Below are 20256 nucleotides of genomic sequence, written 5' to 3' on the forward strand. Positions count from 1 at the left end.
CGCCGAGATCAGGCATCGAGCGCCTGACGAATCTCCGCGATGAAATCAGTCAAGTATTGTACCGCTTGTTCGCGAGGTGCCTCCTCAAGCAGTTGCACAATGCGGGATCCGATGACCACCGCATCCGCAACACCGCCGATGGCACGTGCAGTTGCCGCATCACGGATGCCGAAACCGACGCCCACCGGCAGCCGCGCGTGCTGGCGGATCTGCGGGATGCGCTCAGCCACCGCGTCCAGGTCGATGGTGGCCGCGCCCGTCACGCCCTTGAGCGAGACGTAATAGATGTAGCCGCTCGCCACGCGTGCAATCTGCGCGATGCGTGCTTCCGTGGAGGTGGGCGCCAGCAGGAAGATCGGATCGATGCCGGCGGCGCGCATGGTCTTGGCAAAGGCCTCGCACTCTTCCGGCGGATAGTCGACCACAAGCACGCCGTCGACGCCCGCTTCGGATGCAGCCTTGGCAAAGGCTTCAACGCCCATGCGCTCGATCGGATTGGCGTAACCCATGAGCACCACCGGGGTGGTCGAATTGGTGGTGCGAAATGCCCGCACATACTCCAGCACCGTGCGCAGACCGACCTTCTTTGCCAATGCGCGCTCCGAAGCACGCTGGATAACGGGGCCGTCCGCCATCGGGTCGGAAAACGGCACGCCCAGTTCGATGACGTTGGAGCCGCCCTTGACCAGCGCGTGCATCAGGTCGACCGTCATTTCGGGGTACGGGTCGCCCGCCGTGATGAACGGAATCAGGCCCTTGCGGCCCTGTGCGGACAATTGTGAGAACGTTTGAGCGATGCGGGACATAGGGGGATCAGGTTTCAGGCGACCTTGATGGTCTCAGGCGCCTGCGATTCAGTCGGTTGGGCGTTGGCGGCCGCGGCGGCATGTACGGCGGCCACGCGCTCGCGTGCCACGCGGCAGTAGTCGGCGTTGATCTCGAAGCCGGCGAAACGGCGGCCCAGCCTTGCACACGCCGCTGCCGTGGTGCCGCTGCCCAGAAACGGGTCCAGCACCAGGCCGCCCGGCGGGCAGCTTGCCAGGATCATGCGCTCCACCAGCTCCAGCGGCTTTTGCGTCGGGTGCTCGGCGCGCTCCGGGTCTTGCCGGTGCAGGCGCGACACGCTCCACACGTCCTTCGGGTTGTAGCCGACTTCCAGCCACTTCTTGCCCTCGAAACGCTTGCGGCTGCGCGCTTTCTTCGTTTCGGCGTCGTACGGAATGCGCACGGCGTCGACATCGAAGTAGTAATCGCGTGAAGCGGCAAAAAAGCCGATGTTGTCGTGCACCGACGAGAACTTGCGCGTACTGCCGCCCATACTCGGCACGCGGCGGTCCCAGATGATCTCGTTGACCATCGTGAGGCGCTGCTTGAGCATGACGAACAGTTCCGGCGCGTATTGCCACGTGCAGAACAGGTAGAGCGATCCGTTGCGCGCCAGCTTCGGCCGCACTGCATCGATCCAGCGTTCGGACCAGGCGAGGTAGGCATCGCCCGACAGCTTGTCGGAATCGTTGCCGTAATCCTTGCCCAGCCCGTACGGCGGATCGGCGATGACGAGGTCCACGCTGCCGTCGGCCAGATGCCCGACCCCGGTAATGCAGTCCTCGTTGAAGATGCCGTCGATGGCGCGCTCGGTCATGCGTGTGCCAGTGCCGTTAGAGTTGGATGCCGGAGACTTCTGCGACGGTATGCATGTCCTTGTCACCACGGCCTGACAGGTTCACGAGCAGGATCTTGTCCTTGGGCAGGGTCGGCGCCAGCTTGCACGCATACGCCAGCGCATGGCTCGATTCCAGCGCCGGGATGATGCCCTCCATGCGGCACAGGTCATGGAAGGATTGCAGCGCTTCCTTGTCGGTAATGCCGACGTATTCCGCGCGCTGTACATCCTTCAACCAGGCGTGTTCCGGACCGACGCCCGGATAATCGAGCCCGGCCGAGATCGAATGCGTCTCGATGATCTGGCCGTCTTCATCCTGCAGCAGATAGGTGCGGTTGCCGTGCAGCACGCCCGGCGAGCCGCCCGTGAGCGACGCGGCGTGGCGGCCGGTCTCGATGCCCTCACCCGCTGCTTCCACGCCGATCAGCTTCACGTCGGCATGGTCGATGTACGGGTAGAAGATGCCCATGGCGTTGGAGCCGCCGCCCACGCAGGCGATCACGGCGTCCGGCTGGCGCCCGGTCATCTCTGGCATCTGCACCTTGCATTCCTCGCCGATCACGGCCTGGAAGTCACGCACCATCATCGGATACGGGTGCGGGCCCGCCACCGTGCCGATGATGTAGAACGTGTCGGCCACGTTGGTTACCCAGTCGCGCATCGCTTCGTTCAGCGCGTCCTTGAGCGTGCGCGATCCCGATTCCACTGGTACTACGGTCGCGCCCAGCAGCTTCATGCGGTAGACGTTCGCGGCCTGGCGGCGCACGTCTTCGCTGCCCATGTAGACGACGCATTCCATGCCGTAGCGCGCGGCAATCGTGGCGGTCGCGACGCCGTGCTGGCCGGCGCCGGTTTCGGCAATCACGCGCGGCTTTCCCATGCGGCGCGCCAGCAGCGCCTGGCCGATCACGTTGTTCACCTTATGCGCGCCGGTGTGGTTCAGGTCTTCGCGCTTGAGATAGATCTGCGCGCCGCCACAGTGTTCGGTCAGACGGCGTGCGTGATAGATCGGCGACGGCCGGCCGACGAAGTGCTTCAGTTCGTATTCGTATTCCTTGATGAATTCGGGATCGTGCTGGTAGCGCGCGTAGGCGGCGCGCAACTCATCGAGCGCGTGGGACAGTGTTTCCGCAACGAAGGTACCGCCGTAAGGGCCGAAATGGCCGTGGGCGTCGGGCAGGTTGTACATGGCAATCTCTCGAGGCATCCGCCAAGGTCAGGTTGGAGACCGTCGGCAGAGATATTCAGGAAGGCGTACGGCGCGAGAAACCTGCCAGATCGGCTCAGGCCTGAACCGATGCGTCCAGGGCTGCATCGGCCTCGCGCACCGCACGCACAAATGCGGTCATCCGGGCGTGGTCTTTCACGCCCCGTGCAGCCTCGATCCCGCTGCTGACATCCACAGCGTATGGCCGCACGCGTTCAATCGCGCCAGCGACGTTTTGCGCGCTCAACCCACCACTCAAAACGAGCCGAGGAGCGGCGCTTGTGGTTGGCAAGGATGGCGATTGCGGGAGCCATTGCGGAGGAATGAGGGTCCAGTCAAAGACGTGGCCGCCGCCGCCATACCCCTCGACAAATGCGTCGAGCAGCAGGCCTTGGGCAGCGGCAAACCGATCCGCGAATTCTACCAAATCGGCCCCGGGCTGAACACGCAGGGCGCGCAGCCACGGCAGCCCTACCTTCCTGGCAATCTCGGCGCACAGCTCCGCCGGCTCATCACCATGAAACTGAAGCAACGTCAGCGGCACTTGGTCGAGCACGCGCGCCACGTCGTCCGCGCTGGCGTTGACAAACAGACCTGTTACGGTGACGAACGGGCCGGCACGGCGCGCCAGTTCTGCCGCCCGCTCGATGGTGACGGAACGGGGGCTGGGCGGATAGAACACCAGCCCGATCGCATCGGCGCCGAGTGCGACAGCGTGGTCGACGTCGGCCGGGTGGGTCAGGCCGCACAGCTTGATACGGGTACGGTGCAACGGCATGGTGGGAGCAGGATTCACGGGCCGGCGTGCTCGTCGAACACGCCGCGAAACAGGCTGGACGATGCCGGAGACGCCGGCAACGAGAAAGCGTCAGGATAGCCGACCTCGGCCAGATACAGTCCGTCGGGCATGAACGTGGGTGCTGCGGCCACGCGGCTGCGGGCGGCCAGCACATCGCCCATCCACGACGCCGGCTGGCGGCCGCGCCCGATCGCAACCAGGCAGCCCATGATGTTGCGCACCATGTGGTGCAGGAACGCGCTGCCGCGAATGCGCACGAACACCCATTCGCCCTCGCCCCGCACCTCGACTGAATACATCGTTTTGACGGGCGACTTGGCTTGGCATTCGGCCGCGCGGAAGGACGAGAAATCGTGCTCGCCGATCAGCACCTGGGCCGCCTCGTTCATGGCTTCCACGTCAAGGGATTGGCCTGGCGGAAGCATCACGTAGCCCGCCTTGTCTTCGAGCAGCGGTGCGCGCGTCGGACCAAAGGTGAGTGCGTAGTAATACGTGCGGCGGTGCGCGGAGAAGCGCGCGTGGAAACCCTCCGGCATCTCCTGCGCCCATCGCACGGCCACCGTGGGGGGCAGAAAAGCGTTGGTGCCGCGCACCCACGAAAACGGCTCGCGCACGAGATCGGTATCCAGATGCACCACCTGGCCCAGCGCATGCACACCGGCATCGGTGCGGCCAGCCACCGTGGTCGGCAGCGCCACGCCGGCAAATTGCCGCAGCGCCGACTCCAGCGCGTCTTGCACGGTATTGCCGTGCGGCTGCGATTGCCAACCCGAAAACGCGGCACCGTCGTACTGGATGCCAAGCGCGATGCGCGTCATGCCGTGTGAATCCTCGTGCGGAAAGAAAAACGCCGGCAGGATACCACCCTGCCGGCGCTGTCGATGGCGTAAGACGCTTGGCGTCAGCCGATCTGGCGCATCAAGGCTTGCGCCTCGGCGTGGAACGACGGATCGCCCAGGTCCAGCACTTCCTGCAGCAGTTCGCGGGCACCTTCCTTGTCGCCAATCTCGATGTAAGCCTTGGCCAGATCGAACTTGATCTGCAGATCGCGCACACCATCGGCGCCATGCTCGCCCGACAGCGTGTGCGGCAGGTTGGTGTCCAGACGGATGGCCGATTGCGGTTCGTCGTTGGCGACTTCAGCGTGCTCTGCGTGATGCGGCTGGGATTCGAAATGCATCGGGGCCTGCGACAGGTCGGTCGGCTGAGCCCAGCTCGGCAGGCTTTCCTCCGCGGCACCCGAGGGTGCAGGAGCAGCCGTTTCTGCGGCGGGCGGCGTCGGGTTCAGGTCCAACGACAGGTCCGACAGATCCATATGCAGCGGCGGCGCGGCGACGGGCTGATAAGGCTCGCCAGCGTGTGCGTTGAATTGCGGCAGATCGGCCTGGGGTTCGGCATGCACCTTGAAGATGTCCGAAGCCTCTTCTGGCGCGGTGATCGGCTCGCCCGCTGCCGGCGCCGGGAACGACTCCAGCGGCAGATCGAAATCGGCCAGTTGCGGTGCCTTGGTCGACGGCGCGGACGGATCCAGATCGGGAGACAGCGTGGTCCAGTCGTCACCGCGACGCGTAGTCTGCCCCGTCACGGTGGGGCTGAAGCCTTCGGCGGCCACTGCGGCGCCCACACCTGCCAGGGCGGCGGCGCCTGCAACTGCGGCACCTGCGTGGCTGGGCTCTGCATGCGCTTCGGCACCCGGATGGCTTCCGTCACCCTGCACCGTCAGATACAGCGGGTTGGCCGGATCGAACTTGCGGCCCATCGCGGCAGCCTCTGCCCATTCCGGCGAGGCCGCGCCAACTTGCGCCAGCATCTCTTCAGCAATGGTCTGGAAGCCGTGGGCATCCTGACGATTGGCGTAAATTTCCATCAACTTCAGGCGAATGGCTTGGCGCTCCGGATGCTGCTCCAGTGCCTCGCGCAGGATTTCTTCGGCTTGCACATCGCGGCCGTAGGCGATGTAGACATCGGCCTCAGCAATCGGGTCGACTTCATTGCTCTCGTTGCCGCCGCCAATACGGAAATCCGCACCGAACACGCTGTGCTGCGAGGTGTCGACACTTTGGCCGCCGGCCGCGCCAAACAGCGAGTTGGCACCCGCCATGACGGTGCTTTCCTGCGACAGCAGGCTGTCCTGGAAGCCATGTGCCTGCTCGGGCTTCTGCTGGCGACGGCGATACACCACCAGACCACCCAGCAAGGCCACCACCAAGCCGCCCAAGCCCAAGGCCATCGGGTTGCCCAGCAGCGTCGAGAAGAACGATTCCTCTTGGATCGGAGGCGGCGGGGCCACAACCACCGGCGCCTTCTTCGGCGCGGCAGCGGGAGCCGATGCCGCAGCCACCGGTGCGCTGGCAGCCGCTTGCGATGCCGAGGCTGCAGCCACGGGCGCCGATGCGGCCTCCGGTGCCGAAGCCGCCGCAGCAGCCGTCGCAGACGAAGCCGGAGCAGCCGCGGCAGTTTCCGCCGACGCAGCGGCAGCCGGGGCCGGGGCAGCCGTAGACGCTGCTACGGGCGCAGGCGCATTGGCCGCCGCAACGGCCGGAGCCGCGGTCGACGGTGCAGCACCAGCGGCCGGCTTGGCAGCGCTGGCGGCCTTGGCCAGTTCAGCGTTCTTCAATTCAACCAGGCGTTGCATGTCGGAGAGGTTTTTCTCCAACTGCGCGACGCGCGATTCCATTTCCTTGAGCGCGCGCTCCTTGGCAACGAGCTCCTCGTCACGGGCGGCTGACGCGCCAGCCTTGCCGGCACGGTCCGCCTTGGACAGGCGCAGCTCGTCGCGGCCGCTTGCGGCCGGGGTAGCCTGATCCTGCACGCGGGCCGACACGCTGCCGCTTTGCTGGCGAGCGGAGTCCGTATCCGTCGCTGCGTTGGCTTCAGCCGCCGTTGCGAGGCGGTTGCGATAGCCGGCAAAACCGGACGTCTGCGCAATCACTTCGCGGCGCGCCTCACGCGCCGGCGTTTTCTGCGCCTCTGCCTGCGACGGCACCTTCAGCACCGAGCCGGTACGCAGCCGGTTGATGTTGCCGCCAATGAAAGCGTTGGGGTTGTTGCGATACAGCGCCAGGAGCATCTGGTCGAGCGAAACGGCGTCCTGACCTTGCGCGGCCGTCGATGCCACGTCGTACAGGCTATCGCCACGCTGCACCGTATACGAACCGCCGGGCGTAGCATCGGGCGCAGCGGCAGCAGGAGCTGCTTGCTGCGGACGTGCCGCCTGACGGGCAGCACGCGGCTGACGTGCCGGAACCGGTGCGGCGGCAGCCGGGGCCGCGGCTTGCGGTTGAGCGGCCGAGGCAGCCGGCGCCGATTCGGCGGCGCCTGGCGTCGTGGCCTGCACCACCGGCGTCGGCGCAAAATTCTGTGCGGTATTGCTGGAGCCCACCGGGTCCAGCAGGAACGTATAAGCCCGCGAAACGTGGCCGCTTGCCCAGTTCAAGTCGACCAGAACATCAACGAACGGCTCTGCGACGGGCTGTGTCGAGCGCAGACGCACCACGTAATTGCCGTTCGACTGGCGTTCCAGCGAGGCACGCAGCGAGGAGACGATCGGGTTGTAGGTCAGTCCGGCACGCGAATAGGCATCCGGCGCAGCCAGCTTGGCGACCAGGTTTTGTGCCTCTTCGGGCGTCACGCCGGTCAGATCGATTTCGGCCTGCAGCGGCTGGCCGAGGCTGGAACGCACATGCAGCGCGCCGAAACCGGCCGCTTGCGCAGCGGGCTGAATCAGCAGCAGGCTCGCCGCGGCAAACGCGACGGCCGACCAGCGAGGACTGCGATGGGACGATTCTCTCCGGCGGTATTGGCTCACCCTCACCTTCGACTCCGTTATCTTTTAATGTGCAAACGAACTTAACATCAACGAGTTAGCGCAGCAAGTTCACCCAAAACGTGAAATGCTGGATAAGAACCGCCGTCAATTCTTATGAAACGACACAATTGGCGAGATTCTGAAGCACCCGACGTACCCCCCGGAATGCGCGTGCTTCATCTGGCGCTAACCCTTCCCCGTGCCCCGTCCACCCCACGAATGGGCGGACGGCGTTCCGGCCGCTATTGTGTACCAACGTTACAAGCCGTGGGCATCCAGATGGCACAACGCCGCGCAGGCCGCGCGGCGTTGGTTGAAAAAGCACACTTTCTGTTGTCAGGCCGCAACGACAACGTCGGATACGCGGCCCGATAACGAAAGCAAAGCTTTGATCACTTGTCCAGCAGGATACGGAGCGTGCGGCGCAACGGCTCAGCGGCACCCCACAGAAGCTGATCGCCGATCACGAAGGCGCTTACATACTCCGGCCCCATGTTGAGCTTGCGCACGCGACCCACACCGATTTCCAGGCCACCCGTGATGGATGCCGGCGTCAGTTCCTTCTCGGTGATGCTGCGATCGTTCGGGACCCACTTCACCCACGGGTTGCCGGAGCGGATGATCTGCTCGATTTCGTCCAGCGGCAGGTCGCGCTTGAGCTTGAGCGTCAGGCCCAGGCTATGGCAGCGCATCGCACCAATCCGCACGCACAGGCCGTCGACCGGAATCGTCTGCGCCGTGCCCAGAATCTTGTTGACCTCGGCCTGGCCCTTCCACTCTTCCTTCGACTGACCGTTATCGAGCTGCTTGTCGATCCACGGGATCAGGCCACCCGCGAGCGGCGCCGGGAAGAATTCGGTCGGCACATCTTCGCGGATGGTCTTGGCAACCTTGCGATCGATGTCCAGGATGGCGGACGCCGGGTTGGCCAGCTCGTCAGCCACGGCGCCGTGAATTACGCCCATGCCCTTGAGCAGTTCACGCATGTGGTTCGCACCACCGCCCGAAGCTGCCTGGTAAGTCATCGAGCTGACCCATTCGACCAGACCTTCGCGGAACAGGCCACCCACGCCCATTAGCAGGATGGAGTTGGTGCAGTTGCCGCCGATGAAGTTCTTGGTGCCAGCCGCCACCGCGTTCTTGATGAGCGACAGGTTGACCGGGTCCAGCACGATCACGGCATCGTCTTCCATGCGCAGCGTCGAGGCGGCGTCGATCCAGTAGCCGTTCCAGCCGGCAGCGCGCAGCTTCGGGAAGACTTCGGTCGTGTAGTCACCGCCCTGGCACGTGATGATCGTGTCGCAGGCCTTCAGTGCTTCGATGTCGTTGGCGTCGGCCAGGGGCGCATCCGTCTTGGCGAATGCGGGCGCCTTGCCGCCGGCGTTGCTGGTGCTGAAAAACACGGTGTCGATGAGGTCGAAATCCTTTTCTTCCTGCATGCGTTGCATCAGCACGCTGCCGACCATCCCGCGCCAACCGACGAGACCTACCTTCATGATTGTGAACCTCTAGTGATTTTCCCCGCCTCGGTCGCCCGGCGTGACCGCGCGGGGAAGGCGAACGGGCACGACGGACGATCTACGAGATCGTTTTTTTGGTAATGATTTTCGTGGTCGTGCGAATCTCGACAGGCGTCATGCGAGCGCGCGCGGCGGTACCCTTGGCGGCGATAGCCAGGGTGCCCAGAATGCCCAGTACGAGGACGGGGAGCGCGATCGAGATCATCTGCAAAAATATACACGATTTGGCGGGTACACAATGCACTGCAGCATGTGTCCACCGAAAAAACGACGATTGCGGCACCGGATGTGACGGCACCGCAACGCCCGTTTCGTTACAGTGCAGCGACCACCGCGTCGCCCATCTCCACCGTGCCGACCTGCTTGCAACCCGGCGTCAGGATGTCGCCCGTGCGATAGCCCTGGGCGAGCACCTTCTTGACCGCGTTTTCGATGCGATCGGCCTGCTCGGCCTTGTTCAGCGAGTAGCGCAGCATCATTGCCGCCGACAGGATCGTCGCCAGCGGGTTGGCGATCCCCTTGCCGGCGATGTCCGGCGCGGAGCCGTGCGACGGCTCATACAGGCCTTTGTTGTTCGCGTCGAGCGACGCCGAGGGCAGCATGCCGATCGAGCCCGTCAGCATGGCGGCCTCGTCCGACAGGATGTCGCCGAACATGTTGCCGGTGACGATTACGTCGAAGTTCTTCGGCGCCTTCACGAGCTGCATGGCCGCGTTGTCCACGTACATGTGCGACAGCTCGACTTCCGGATACTCCTTGTGGACGTCGGTAACGATGTCTTTCCAGAACTGGAAAGTCTCGAGGACGTTGGCCTTGTCGACGCTGCACAGCTTCTTGCCGCGCTTGGCGGCAGCCTGGAAGGCGACGTGCGCGATGCGGCGGATTTCCGGCTCGGCGTAGCGCATGGTGTCGAAACCTTCGCGCGCGCCGGCGAACAAACCGTCGGGCGCCGCGCGCACACCGCGCGGTTGGCCGAAGTAAATGTCGCCGTTCAACTCACGCACGATCAGGATGTCCAGACCGGCGACGATTTCCGGCTTGAGGCTCGATGCGCCGGTTAACTCGGGGTAGCAGATCGCCGGACGGAAGTTGGCGAACAGTTGCAGGTGCTTGCGCAAACCCAGAATGGCCTGCTCCGGACGCAGTTCGCGCGCCAGCGTGTCGTACTTCCAGTCGCCCACGGCGCCGAACAGGATCGCATCGGCTTCCTTGGCGAGCTTGAGGGTGTCTGCCGGCAGCGGCTGGCCCTTGGCCTCGTAGCCGGCGCCGCCCACCGGGGCAAATTCCATCTCGAATGGCTCGCCCAGCACTTTGAGGACCTTCACGGCCTCGGCGACGATTTCCTTGCCAATGCCGTCACCCGGCAACACTGCAATCTTGGTCATGTGGTTGTCCTTGTTGTTCTGGTGTCTGCTCAGCCGACGAGCTTGTGCGCGAGCCACGGCATTCTGGCCAGGCGCTGCGCTTCGTAAGCCTTGATCTGGTCGGCGTAGCGCAAGGTCAGGCCGATATCGTCGAAGCCGTTGAGCAGGCAGTATTTGCGGAACGCCGTGATGTCGAACGGATAAGCCGTCCCGCCCGGCGTGACGACGACCTGCTTGTCCAGATCGACGGTCAGCTGGTAGCCCGTAAACGCTTGCGTCTCGTTGAACAGATGGTCGACCTGCGACTCCGTCAGCACGATCGGCAGCAGGCCGTTCTTGAAGCAGTTGTTGAAGAAGATGTCGGCAAAGCTGGGCGCGATGATGGCGCGGAAGCCATATTGCTGCAGCGCCCACGGTGCGTGCTCTCGCGAGCTGCCGCAGCCGAAATTCTTGCGGGCGAGCAACACCGATGCGCCCTGGTAACGCGGCTGATTCAGCACGAAATCCGGGTTCAGCGGTCGCTTGCTGTTGTCCTGGCCAGGCTCGCCGACGTCCTTGTAGCGCCATTCGTCGAACAGGTTTGGGCCGAAGCCGGTGCGCTTGATCGACTTGAGGAATTGCTTCGGGATGATGGCGTCAGTGTCGACGTTCTCGCGGTCGAGCGGCGCCACGAGGCCTGTGTGGATGGTGAATTGTTCCATGATTGCTCTCTCTATCCTGCCGCTCAAGCGAGCTTGCGCACGTCGACGAAGTGGCCTTCGAGCGCGGCCGCAGCGGCCATCGCCGGGCTCACCAGGTGGGTGCGGCCACCCGCGCCCTGACGGCCTTCGAAGTTGCGGTTGGACGTGGACGCGCAGCGCTCGCCGGGCTCGAGACGGTCCGCGTTCATTGCGAGACACATCGAGCAACCCGGCTCGCGCCACTCAAAGCCCGCCGACTTGAAAATCTTGTCGAGCCCTTCGCGCTCGGCCTGCTCCTTCACAAGGCCCGAGCCCGGCACGACCATCGCCAGCTTCACGTTCGACGCAATGCGCTTGCCCAGCTTCTGCACGACCCACGCCGCGGCGCGCATGTCTTCGATGCGGCTGTTGGTGCAGGAGCCGATGAACACCTTGTCAATGTTGATGTCGCTGATGGCAACGTTCGGCTGCAGACCCATGTATTCGAGCGCGCGCTCCATGGCATTGCGCTTGTTCGGGTCCTTTTCTTTGTCGGGGTCCGGCACGCGGTCTTCAATGCTGACCACCATTTCCGGCGACGTACCCCAGCTCACCTGCGGGCGAATCTCTTCAGCGCGCAGCTCGACCACCTGATCAAAGTGCGCGCCCTCGTCAGAATGCAGCGTGCGCCAGTAAGCGACGGCCTGCTCCCACTCCACGCCTTGCGGCGCGAACGGGCGGCCCTTGATGTACTCCAGCGTGACATCGTCCACGGCGACCATGCCTGCGCGGGCGCCTGCCTCGATCGCCATGTTGCACACCGTCATGCGGCCTTCCATCGACAGTGCGCGGATGGCCGAACCGCCGAACTCCATGGCGTAGCCCGTGCCGCCAGCTGTACCGATCTTTCCGATGATGGCGAGCACGATGTCCTTGGCCGTGCAGCCGCGAGGCAGCGTACCTTCCACCTTCACCAGCATGTTCTTGCTCTTCTTGGCGAGCAGCGTTTGCGTGGCCAGCACGTGCTCGACTTCCGAGGTGCCGATGCCGTGGGCGAGCGCGCCGAACGCGCCATGCGTGCTGGTGTGCGAATCACCACAGACCACCGTCATGCCCGGCAGCGTTGCGCCCTGCTCCGGCCCGATCACGTGCACGATGCCCTGACGCTTGTCGTTCATCTTGAATTGCGTGATGCCGTAGCTGTCGCAGTTGGCGTCGAGCGTATCGACCTGCAGTTTGGAAACCGGGTCCGCGATGCCGTGCGAGCGATCGGTGGTCGGCACGTTGTGGTCCGACACGGCCAGGTTGGCGCTGATGCGCCACACCGGACGCTGCGCCAGCTTCAGGCCCTCAAATGCCTGCGGGCTGGTCACTTCGTGCAGCAGTTGACGATCGATGTAGAGAACGGTTGTGCCGTCATCTTCGGTATGAACGACGTGATCGTCCCAAAGTTTGTCGTAGAGCGTCTTGGCCATGATGCGATCCGTGCACAACGCGCCATCTGAAATCAGGGCCGTTGCGCGAGCAGTTTCGTGGGGAGTGATCGATTATGCCACCCGGTGCATCTGACACCGGACGTGACTGACGAAAGGGGGTTTCGCCATTTCGCGAAGGCCTTTCCGACACCGGCACAGGTGCATGCAAGAAAAAACCCCGCCTGGTTTCCCGAGCGGGGTTTCTGTAAAACGAACAGCCTGACTTAGCGCTTGTCGATCGGCGGCACTTCGCGGGTCGCTGCGCCGTTGAACAGCTGGCGCGGACGGCCGATCTTGTATTCCGGATCGGTGATCATCTCTTCCCATTGCGAGATCCAGCCCACCGAGCGTGCCAGCGCGAAGATGCAGGTGAACATCGAGGTCGGGATGCCCAGGGCGCGCTGAACGATACCCGAATAGAAGTCGACGTTCGGATACAGCTTGCGGCTGACGAAGTACTCGTCTTCCAGGGCAATCTTCTCCAGCTCCATCGCGAGCTTGAACAGCGGGTCGTTGTGCAGGCCCAGCTCATTCAGCACTTCATGGCAGGTTTCGCGCATCAGCTTCGCGCGCGGGTCGTAGTTCTTGTACACGCGGTGGCCAAAGCCCATCAGGCGCACGCCGCTGTTCTTGTCCTTCACCTGCTTGATGAACTCGGGAACCTTGTCCACAGTACCGATTTCTTCCAGCATGTTCAGAGCCGCCTCGTTCGCACCACCGTGCGCCGGGCCCCACAGGCAGGCGATACCGGCAGCGATGGCTGCGATCGGGTTGGTGCCAGACGAGCCCGCCAGACGCACCGTCGACGTGGAGGCGTTCTGTTCGTGGTCTGCGTGCAGGATGAAGATGCGGTCCAGTGCCTTCTCCAGCACCGGGTTCACCTTGTAGTCTTCGCACGGCGTGGCAAACATCATGCGCATGAAGTTGCCCGTATACGACAGGTTGTTCTGCGGGTAGATGAGCGGCTGGCCGATGTTGTACTTGTAGGCCATGGCCACCAGCGTCGGCAGCTTGGCAATCAGGCGAATCTGCGAGATTTCGCGCTCGCGCGGATCATTGATGTTGGCGGCATCCGGATAGAACGCGCTCATGGCACCAACCAAACCCGTCAGCACGGCCATCGGGTGGGCGTCACGACGGAAACCGCGCAGGAAGAACTGCATCTGCTCGTGAACCATGGTGTGATTCGTCACCACATGGTTGAACTCTTCCTTCTGCTTGGCGTTGGGCAGTTCGCCCTTCAACAGCAAATAGCAGATTTCCATGAAATCGCACTTGCTGGCCAGGTCGTCGATGGCGTAGCCGCGGTACAGCAGCTCACCCTTGTCCCCATCGATGTAGGTAATCTTGGAATTGCACGACGCAGTCGACATGAAGCCGGGGTCGTACGTGAACTTGCCCGTCTGACCGTACAGCTTGCGAATGTCGATCACGTCCGGGCCGACCGTGCCCTTATAGATCGGCAGCTCGACGCTGGGCGAGCCATCGGAAAACGATAGGGTGGCTTTCACTTCGGACGGCGTCATGTCGGTTTCCTTCTCTGCTGTTTATAAAAATGAAGTCGGGAGACTCCCGCCAGACGGATCAAGGGGCGCCGGCCGGGGGCGGCTGGACCGATTCGTCTTGCGGCAACCTCTCGCGCGCCGGTTCAGACCGAGCGCAGCAAGGTCAGGACGTGCTGAATGTGGGGCACGTCGAGTTCGCCCTCCGGCTCCTTGCGTGCAAGCAGGAGATCCATCAGGTCGTTGTCGGGTAGCTCGAACAACTGCGAGAGTGCGGCAACGTCGTCGTCCGACAGTTCCGTCTCGTAGCGGTTGAAGAAGCGCTCGACGATGATGTCGTTCTCAAGCAGACCGCGTCGGGCACGCCAGCGCAAACGGGCACGCTTGTGCGGATCGGACTGATGGGAGAACGTCGGAGTGTTCACAGCAACCATACTTCCTAGAAATGTGTCGCCGGAGAAACCGCCCCGGCGACACACAATGCCAAAATGCGCTGACTCGCGCCTTACACGGCGCGACGCACCATCAATTCCTTGATCTTGCCGATGGCCTTAGTCGGGTTGAGACCCTTCGGGCACACATCGACGCAGTTCATGATGGTGTGGCAACGGAACAGGCGGTACGGATCTTCCAGGTTGTCAAGCCGTTCGCTCGTCGCCTGGTCGCGGCTGTCGGCGATGAAACGATACGCCTGCAGCAGACCAGCCGGGCCGACGAACTTGTCCGGGTTCCACCAGAACGACGGGCACGACGTCGAGCAGCTCGCGCACAGAATGCACTCGTACAGGCCGTCGAGTTCTTCACGCTCTTCGGGCGACTGCAGGCGCTCTTTCTCGGGCGGCGGCTCGTCGTTGATCAGGTACGGCTTGATCGAGTGGTACTGGTTGAAGAACTGCGTCATGTCGACGATCAGGTCGCGCACCACCGGCAGCCCCGGCAGCGGGCGCAGCACGATCTTCTCGGGCAGCTCACGCATGTTGGTCAGGCACGCCAGACCATTCTTGCCGTTGATGTTCATCGCGTCGGAGCCGCACACGCCTTCGCGGCAAGAACGGCGGAACGCGATCGACTCGTCGAGCTTCTTCAGCTTGACCAGCGCATCGAGCAGCATGCGCTCGTGACCGTCGAGTTCAACCTCGTAGGTCTGCATGCGGGGCGCTGCGTCCTTGTCCGGATCGTAGCGATAGACTTCAAAAATACGCTTCATTTTTGTGGGTCCTTCTTATCCGTTAGAACGTACGCGCCTTGGGCGGCACTGTTTCCACCGACAGCGGCTTCAACTGCACAGGCTTGTAGTCGAGGCGATTGCCTTCGGAATACCACAGCGAGTGCTTCATCCAGTTTTCATCGTCGCGGTTCGGGAAGTCGCTGTGGGCGTGTGCGCCGCGCGATTCCTTGCGGGCGGCAGCCGACACCATCGTCGCCTTCGCCACTTCCACCAGGTTGGCCACTTCCAGCGCTTCGACGCGCGCGGTGTTGAACACCTTGGACTTGTCCTTCAGGTGGATGTTGCCAGCGCGCTCGGCCACTTCCAGGATGCGCTCGACGCCTTCATCCATCAACTTCTGCGTACGGAACACGCCAGCGTGCGACTGCATGTTGCGACGGATGTCGTTGGCAACGTCCTGCGCGTATTCGCCCGAGCTGGACGAATCGAGCTTGGCCAGGCGCGACAGCGCGCGGTCGGCAGCGTCGGCCGGCAACGGCTTGTGCTCGCGGTTCTTCAGGTTCTGGGCAATGATGTGGTTGCCCGCCGAACGGCCGAACACCACCAGGTCGAGCAGCGAGTTCGTGCCCAGGCGGTTCGCGCCGTGCACGGACACGCACGAGCATTCGCCGATCGCGTAGAAGCCGTTGATGACCTCGTTCGGGTTGCCATTCTTCGGCACCACGACCTGACCGTGATAGTTCGTCGGAATGCCACCCATCTGGTAGTGGATGGTCGGCACCACAGGAATCGGCTCCTTGATGGCGTCGACGTTGGCGAACTTCAGGCCGATCTCGCGGATCGACGGCAGGCGCTTCATGATGGTCTCGGCGCCGACGTGCGTCAGGTCAAGCAGCACGTAGTCGCCGTTCGGGCCGCAGCCGCGGCCTTCCTTGATTTCCTGGTCCATCGAGCGCGACACGAAGTCACGCGGCGCCAGATCCTTCAGCGTCGGGGCATAGCGCTCCATGAAGCGCTCGCCGTCCTTGTTACGCAGGATGCCGCCCTCGCCGCGCACGCCTTCCGTAATCAGCACGCCCGCGCCGGCCACGCCGGTCGGGTGGAACTGCCAGAACTCCATGTCTTCCAGCGGCACCCCTGCGCGCGCTGCCATGCCCAGGCCGTCACCGGTGTTGATGAAGGCGTTGGTGGACGCTGCGTAGATCCGACCCGCACCGCCCGTGGCGAACAGCGTCGTCTTGGCTTCGAGGATGTAGACCTCGCCGGTTTCCATTTCGAGCGCGGTCACGCCCAGCACATCGCCTTCTTGGTCGCGGATCAGATCCAGCGCCATCCATTCGACGAAGAAGTGGGTCTTGGCCCGCACGTTACGCTGATACAGCGTGTGCAGCAGCGCATGGCCAGTTCGGTCAGCTGCGGCGCAGGCACGCTGCACGGGCTTTTCACCGTAGTTCGACGTATGGCCGCCGAACGGACGCTGGTAGATGGTGCCGTCAGCGTTGCGGTCGAACGGCATGCCGAAGTGTTCCAGTTCGTAGACCACGTTCGGCGCCTGGCGGCACATGAACTCGATCGCGTCCTGGTCGCCAAGCCAGTCGGAGCCCTTGACGGTGTCGTAAAAGTGATAGTGCCAGTTGTCTTCGCTCATGTTGCCCAACGAAGCACCGATCCCACCCTGCGCTGCAACAGTGTGCGAGCGGGTGGGGAAAACCTTGGACAGCACGGCCACGGAGAGGCCGGCTTCTGCCAGCTGCAGCGATGCGCGCATGCCCGAACCGCCCGCACCGACGATCACGACGTCGAATTTGCGGCGCGGCAGCCCAGTCTTGACTGCGACCATGTCTTAAACCCTCCAGAGAATCTGAGCTGCGTAGCCCGCACAACCGACGAGCCACAGAATCGTCAACACTTGCAGCGTCAAACGCACTGCCACGGGCTTCACGTAGTCCATCCAGATATCACGGACACCAATCCAGGCGTGATAGGTGAGCGACACGAACGCCAGGAACGTCAGCATCTTCATCCACTGGTTGGAGAACAGCCCAGCCCAGCTTTGGTACGACGTGTCTTTCGAGAGCAGGAATGCAGCCAGCAACACGATGGTGTAGACCGCCATGATCACGGCGGTGACACGCTGCGCCAGGAAGTCCTTCAGACCGTAGTGCGCGCCGACGACGAGGCGCTTGGGACCGATATTGTTGTTTGCCATCAGGAACCCCTCAGAACAGGCCGAACAGCTTGGCGCCAAACACCACCGTCAGCAGCAGGCTGACGATGAGCACGCTCACAGCTGACTTGGAAGCCGAGGTCTTGTCGATACCGATATGCAGATCGAGGATCAGGTAACGGATGCCAGCGCAGAAATGGTGCAGATAAGCCCAAATGAGCGCGAGGACGACGACCTTGGCGAAGCCGTTGGACAGAAGCGCCGTGAACTTGGCGAAACTGATTTCCGACGTGAGACTTTGCTCAAACAAGTACAGCACGAACGGAAGAAGAAGGAACATCAGCGCACCGCTGGCACGGTGCAGGATGGACACCTTACCGGCCCAGGGCAAGCGGTAGCGGGCAATGTCGCCCAAACCGATGTTCCTGAATACCGGCCTGGCTTTCTTGATGGCTTCTGCCATGGTCAGACCCCAATTGGCTAATCAACAAACAAAACAGCTTTGCACAAATCCGCGAGATTCTAGCGCGCTTTTGTTGCGCAGCGCACCATTAATTCCATGCGGGACGCTCCACTTTTGTGCTTCCTGCCCTCACCTGCCAGTGGCGTAGTACGGGGCAGATTGTCCTATCTACTCTGACTTCATGACGCGCAATGCACCGTTGCGAGACTCACAAAGTGAAACGCCATTGAGTTGGCTGCCAGCCGCACGAATCGAGCCCGAGGACGCACTGTCAACTCAGCTCGTTCTGGTAGTAATGCCGCGTCGTGACGTACAGACCACGGCGTATTTCCACCGGCTTGTCGCCGAACGTATGCGACACGCGCTCCACCGAGAGGAGCGGCGAGGCGGTCGCCACCGACAGCAACTCAGCCGTGGCGGCATCCGCTGCCACCGCACGGATGCGCTCCGTGGCGCGCAACATGCGCACACCGAATTCCGCCTCGAAGAACGCGTACATCGGCCCCTTCCACTCTGTCAGCTTTTCCGCGGTCAAGCCCTTGAAGCTTGCCCCGGGCAGCCAAATCTCTTCCAGCACGGTCGGCTCACCCGAAAAGAAGAGGATGCGGCGGATCTGCACGACGCTGTCGCCGGCCTTCAGTTCAAGCAAACGGGCAATCTCGGCCGGCGCACGCATGCGCTTGCACTCCAGCACACGACTGCTCGGGTAATGCTGCTCACCCTGCTCCGGCATCAGACGCAAGAAACGGAATTGCACGCCTTCTTCGTAGTGCGTGGTGACGAAGGTGCCCTTTCCCTGGCGCCGCGCGACCAGGTTTTCGGCCGCCAGCTCGTCGATCGCCTTGCGCACCGTCCCCTGGCTGACCTTGTAGCGAGCCGCCAACTCCATCTCACTGGGGATCATTTCGCCGGGCTTCCATTCGCCGGCTTGCAGGCTTTGCAGGATCAGCGTCTTGATCTGCTGATACAGCGGACTGAACGTGGGAGAGCCCCCCGCGCCGCCAGCAGATGCAGGCGATGCGCCGCCCTCGCCGCCTGGGGGCGGCATCGCAGCTGACAGAGGACTGGGTGTGCTCGACATAACTGCCGATTTCACCACAAAAGCGACAAACGCGTCCAGCCCGTTTATAGAATGTCTTATGTCTTATATAAGACAGAAGATTAATTGACTTCTGGGCAAAGCCGGACCTACACTCGCGCCTGTTCCGGGCGACGGCCCACACACACGCAACGACGCCCTCAAGGTCAATCGCAAGTGTGTTTCCACATCGTCATGCGGACGCAGTAAACTGCGAGGCTCTTGCCGATTCTGAGCCGACCGCCCACGAGGCGCCGACCGTTGCCGGCAATGCCTGCGAGGCTGCATTGACATCCTGCCGGGATGCCCGCCGCGCGCAGTGCGATCCGCTTTCACTACCGTTTGGAGAGTTCTCATGGCAAAAGCACCCATGCGCGTCGCAGTGACCGGCGCTGCTGGACAGATCGGTTACGCCCTGCTGTTCCGCATCGCCGCCGGCGAAATGCTGGGCAAGGATCAGCCCGTCATCCTGCAACTGCTGGAAATCCCCGATGAGAAGGCCCAAAAGGCGCTCAAGGGTGTGATGATGGAGATCGAAGACTGCGCATTCCCGCTGCTGGCCGGCATGGAAGCGCATTCCGACCCGATGACCGCCTTCAAGGACGTCGACGTGGCCCTGCTGGTGGGCGCGCGCCCCCGTGGCCCGGGCATGGAGCGTGCAGACCTGCTGTCGGCCAACGCCCAGATCTTCACGGCACAAGGCAAGGCGCTGAACGCCGTGGCCTCGCGCAACGTCAAGGTGTTGGTGGTCGGCAACCCTGCCAACACCAACGCCTACATTGCCATGAAGTCGGCGCCGGATCTGCCGCGCGAGAACTTCACCGCCATGCTGCGCCTGGACCACAACCGTGCCCTGTCGCAAATCGCAGCCAAGACCGGCAAGCCGGTGTCGTCCATCGAAAAGCTGTTCGTGTGGGGCAACCACAGCCCGACGATGTACGCCGATTACCGCTACGCCACGATCGAGGGCAAGAGCGTCAAGGACATGATCAACGACCCGGTGTGGAACAACGACGTGTTCCTGCCGACGGTTGGCAAGCGCGGCGCCGCCATCATCGAAGCGCGCGGCCTGTCGTCGGCTGCTTCGGCTGCCAACGCCGCCATCGACCACGTGCGTGACTGGGTACTGGGCAGCAACGGTAAGATCATCACGATGGGTATCCCGTCGAACGGCGAATACGGCATTCCGAAGGACGTGATGTTCGGTTTCCCGGTCACCACGGAGAACGGCAAGTACAAGATTGTCGAAGGCCTGGAAATCGACGAGTACAGCCAAGGCAAGATCAAGATCACGCTCGACGAGCTGGAAGCCGAGCGTGCAGGCGTGCAGCACCTGCTGTAATCCGCATGATCTGAAGGAAGAAACCGGAGCGGATCGGCAGC

The 20256-nt window shown here is 63.1% G+C and carries 18 protein-coding genes; 1 reads left to right on the forward strand and 17 read right to left on the reverse strand.

The window, feature by feature from the left end; translation table 11 throughout:
- Positions 1–8 precede the first annotated feature (8 nt).
- The 17 genes from trpA to N5B55_RS09495 form a co-directional block, all read right to left on the reverse strand.
- Positions 9–806, reverse strand: coding sequence for a tryptophan synthase subunit alpha (gene trpA, locus N5B55_RS09415; protein WP_065856622.1), 798 nt, complete (start codon positions 804–806; stop codon positions 9–11).
- Between the two features lie 14 nt (positions 807–820).
- Positions 821–1642: a DNA-methyltransferase gene (locus N5B55_RS09420; protein WP_178960359.1), complete on the reverse strand. Its 822-nt coding sequence runs from the start codon at positions 1640–1642 to the stop codon at positions 821–823.
- 16 nt (positions 1643–1658) lie between these two features.
- Positions 1659–2852, reverse strand: a complete 1194-nt coding sequence (gene trpB / locus N5B55_RS09425; protein WP_154207083.1) for a tryptophan synthase subunit beta — start codon at positions 2850–2852, stop codon at positions 1659–1661.
- A gap of 94 nt (positions 2853–2946) precedes the next feature.
- Positions 2947–3648, reverse strand: a complete 702-nt coding sequence (locus tag N5B55_RS09430; RefSeq protein ID WP_154207204.1) for a phosphoribosylanthranilate isomerase — start codon at positions 3646–3648, stop codon at positions 2947–2949.
- A gap of 14 nt (positions 3649–3662) precedes the next feature.
- Positions 3663–4487, reverse strand: a complete 825-nt coding sequence (gene truA / locus N5B55_RS09435; RefSeq protein ID WP_304538002.1) for a tRNA pseudouridine(38-40) synthase TruA — start codon at positions 4485–4487, stop codon at positions 3663–3665.
- An 83-nt stretch (positions 4488–4570) separates the two neighbouring features.
- A complete protein-coding gene (gene tapV / locus N5B55_RS09440; RefSeq protein ID WP_304538003.1) occupies positions 4571–7483 on the reverse strand; it encodes a FimV/HubP family polar landmark-like protein TapV in 2913 nt (970 codons plus the stop codon).
- 386 nt (positions 7484–7869) lie between these two features.
- Entirely contained in the window at positions 7870–8973 is a 1104-nt protein-coding gene (gene asd / locus N5B55_RS09445) for an aspartate-semialdehyde dehydrogenase (protein ID WP_154207085.1), read from the reverse strand.
- A gap of 338 nt (positions 8974–9311) precedes the next feature.
- The gene (leuB, locus tag N5B55_RS09450) at positions 9312–10382 is read right to left on the reverse strand and encodes a 3-isopropylmalate dehydrogenase (RefSeq protein ID WP_304538004.1); all 1071 of its coding nucleotides are present in this window, start codon (positions 10380–10382) and stop codon (positions 9312–9314) included.
- A 29-nt stretch (positions 10383–10411) separates the two neighbouring features.
- Entirely contained in the window at positions 10412–11062 is a 651-nt protein-coding gene (gene leuD, locus N5B55_RS09455) for a 3-isopropylmalate dehydratase small subunit (protein ID WP_065856633.1), read from the reverse strand.
- Positions 11063–11085: 23 nt separating this feature from the next.
- Positions 11086–12495, reverse strand: a complete 1410-nt coding sequence (gene leuC / locus N5B55_RS09460) for a 3-isopropylmalate dehydratase large subunit (RefSeq protein WP_304538005.1) — start codon at positions 12493–12495, stop codon at positions 11086–11088.
- A 224-nt stretch (positions 12496–12719) separates the two neighbouring features.
- Positions 12720–14021: a citrate synthase gene (gltA, locus tag N5B55_RS09465; RefSeq protein ID WP_065856637.1), complete on the reverse strand. Its 1302-nt coding sequence runs from the start codon at positions 14019–14021 to the stop codon at positions 12720–12722.
- 122 nt (positions 14022–14143) lie between these two features.
- Positions 14144–14431: an FAD assembly factor SdhE gene (locus N5B55_RS09470; RefSeq protein WP_009241006.1), complete on the reverse strand. Its 288-nt coding sequence runs from the start codon at positions 14429–14431 to the stop codon at positions 14144–14146.
- 71 nt (positions 14432–14502) lie between these two features.
- Complete coding sequence (locus N5B55_RS09475) at positions 14503–15204, reverse strand: succinate dehydrogenase iron-sulfur subunit (protein WP_009241007.1); 702 nt, start codon at positions 15202–15204, stop codon at positions 14503–14505.
- A gap of 22 nt (positions 15205–15226) precedes the next feature.
- Positions 15227–17005, reverse strand: coding sequence for a succinate dehydrogenase flavoprotein subunit (gene sdhA / locus N5B55_RS09480; protein WP_065856639.1), 1779 nt, complete (start codon positions 17003–17005; stop codon positions 15227–15229).
- A gap of 3 nt (positions 17006–17008) precedes the next feature.
- On the reverse strand, positions 17009–17374 hold the full coding sequence (sdhD, locus tag N5B55_RS09485) for a succinate dehydrogenase, hydrophobic membrane anchor protein (RefSeq protein ID WP_012762259.1): 366 nt from the start codon (positions 17372–17374) through the stop codon (positions 17009–17011).
- Positions 17375–17384: 10 nt separating this feature from the next.
- The gene (gene sdhC / locus N5B55_RS09490; RefSeq protein ID WP_065856641.1) at positions 17385–17795 is read right to left on the reverse strand and encodes a succinate dehydrogenase, cytochrome b556 subunit; all 411 of its coding nucleotides are present in this window, start codon (positions 17793–17795) and stop codon (positions 17385–17387) included.
- Between the two features lie 271 nt (positions 17796–18066).
- Positions 18067–18843, reverse strand: coding sequence for a GntR family transcriptional regulator (locus tag N5B55_RS09495; RefSeq protein WP_369812399.1), 777 nt, complete (start codon positions 18841–18843; stop codon positions 18067–18069).
- Positions 18844–19228: 385 nt separating this feature from the next.
- Between N5B55_RS09495 and N5B55_RS09500 the strand changes: the two genes are divergently transcribed.
- Positions 19229–20215: a malate dehydrogenase gene (locus N5B55_RS09500; protein WP_304538006.1), complete on the forward strand. Its 987-nt coding sequence runs from the start codon at positions 19229–19231 to the stop codon at positions 20213–20215.
- Positions 20216–20256 lie beyond the last annotated feature (41 nt).

It is taken from the genome of Ralstonia pickettii (assembly GCF_030582395.1).
GTDB lineage: Bacteria > Pseudomonadota > Gammaproteobacteria > Burkholderiales > Burkholderiaceae > Ralstonia > Ralstonia pickettii_D.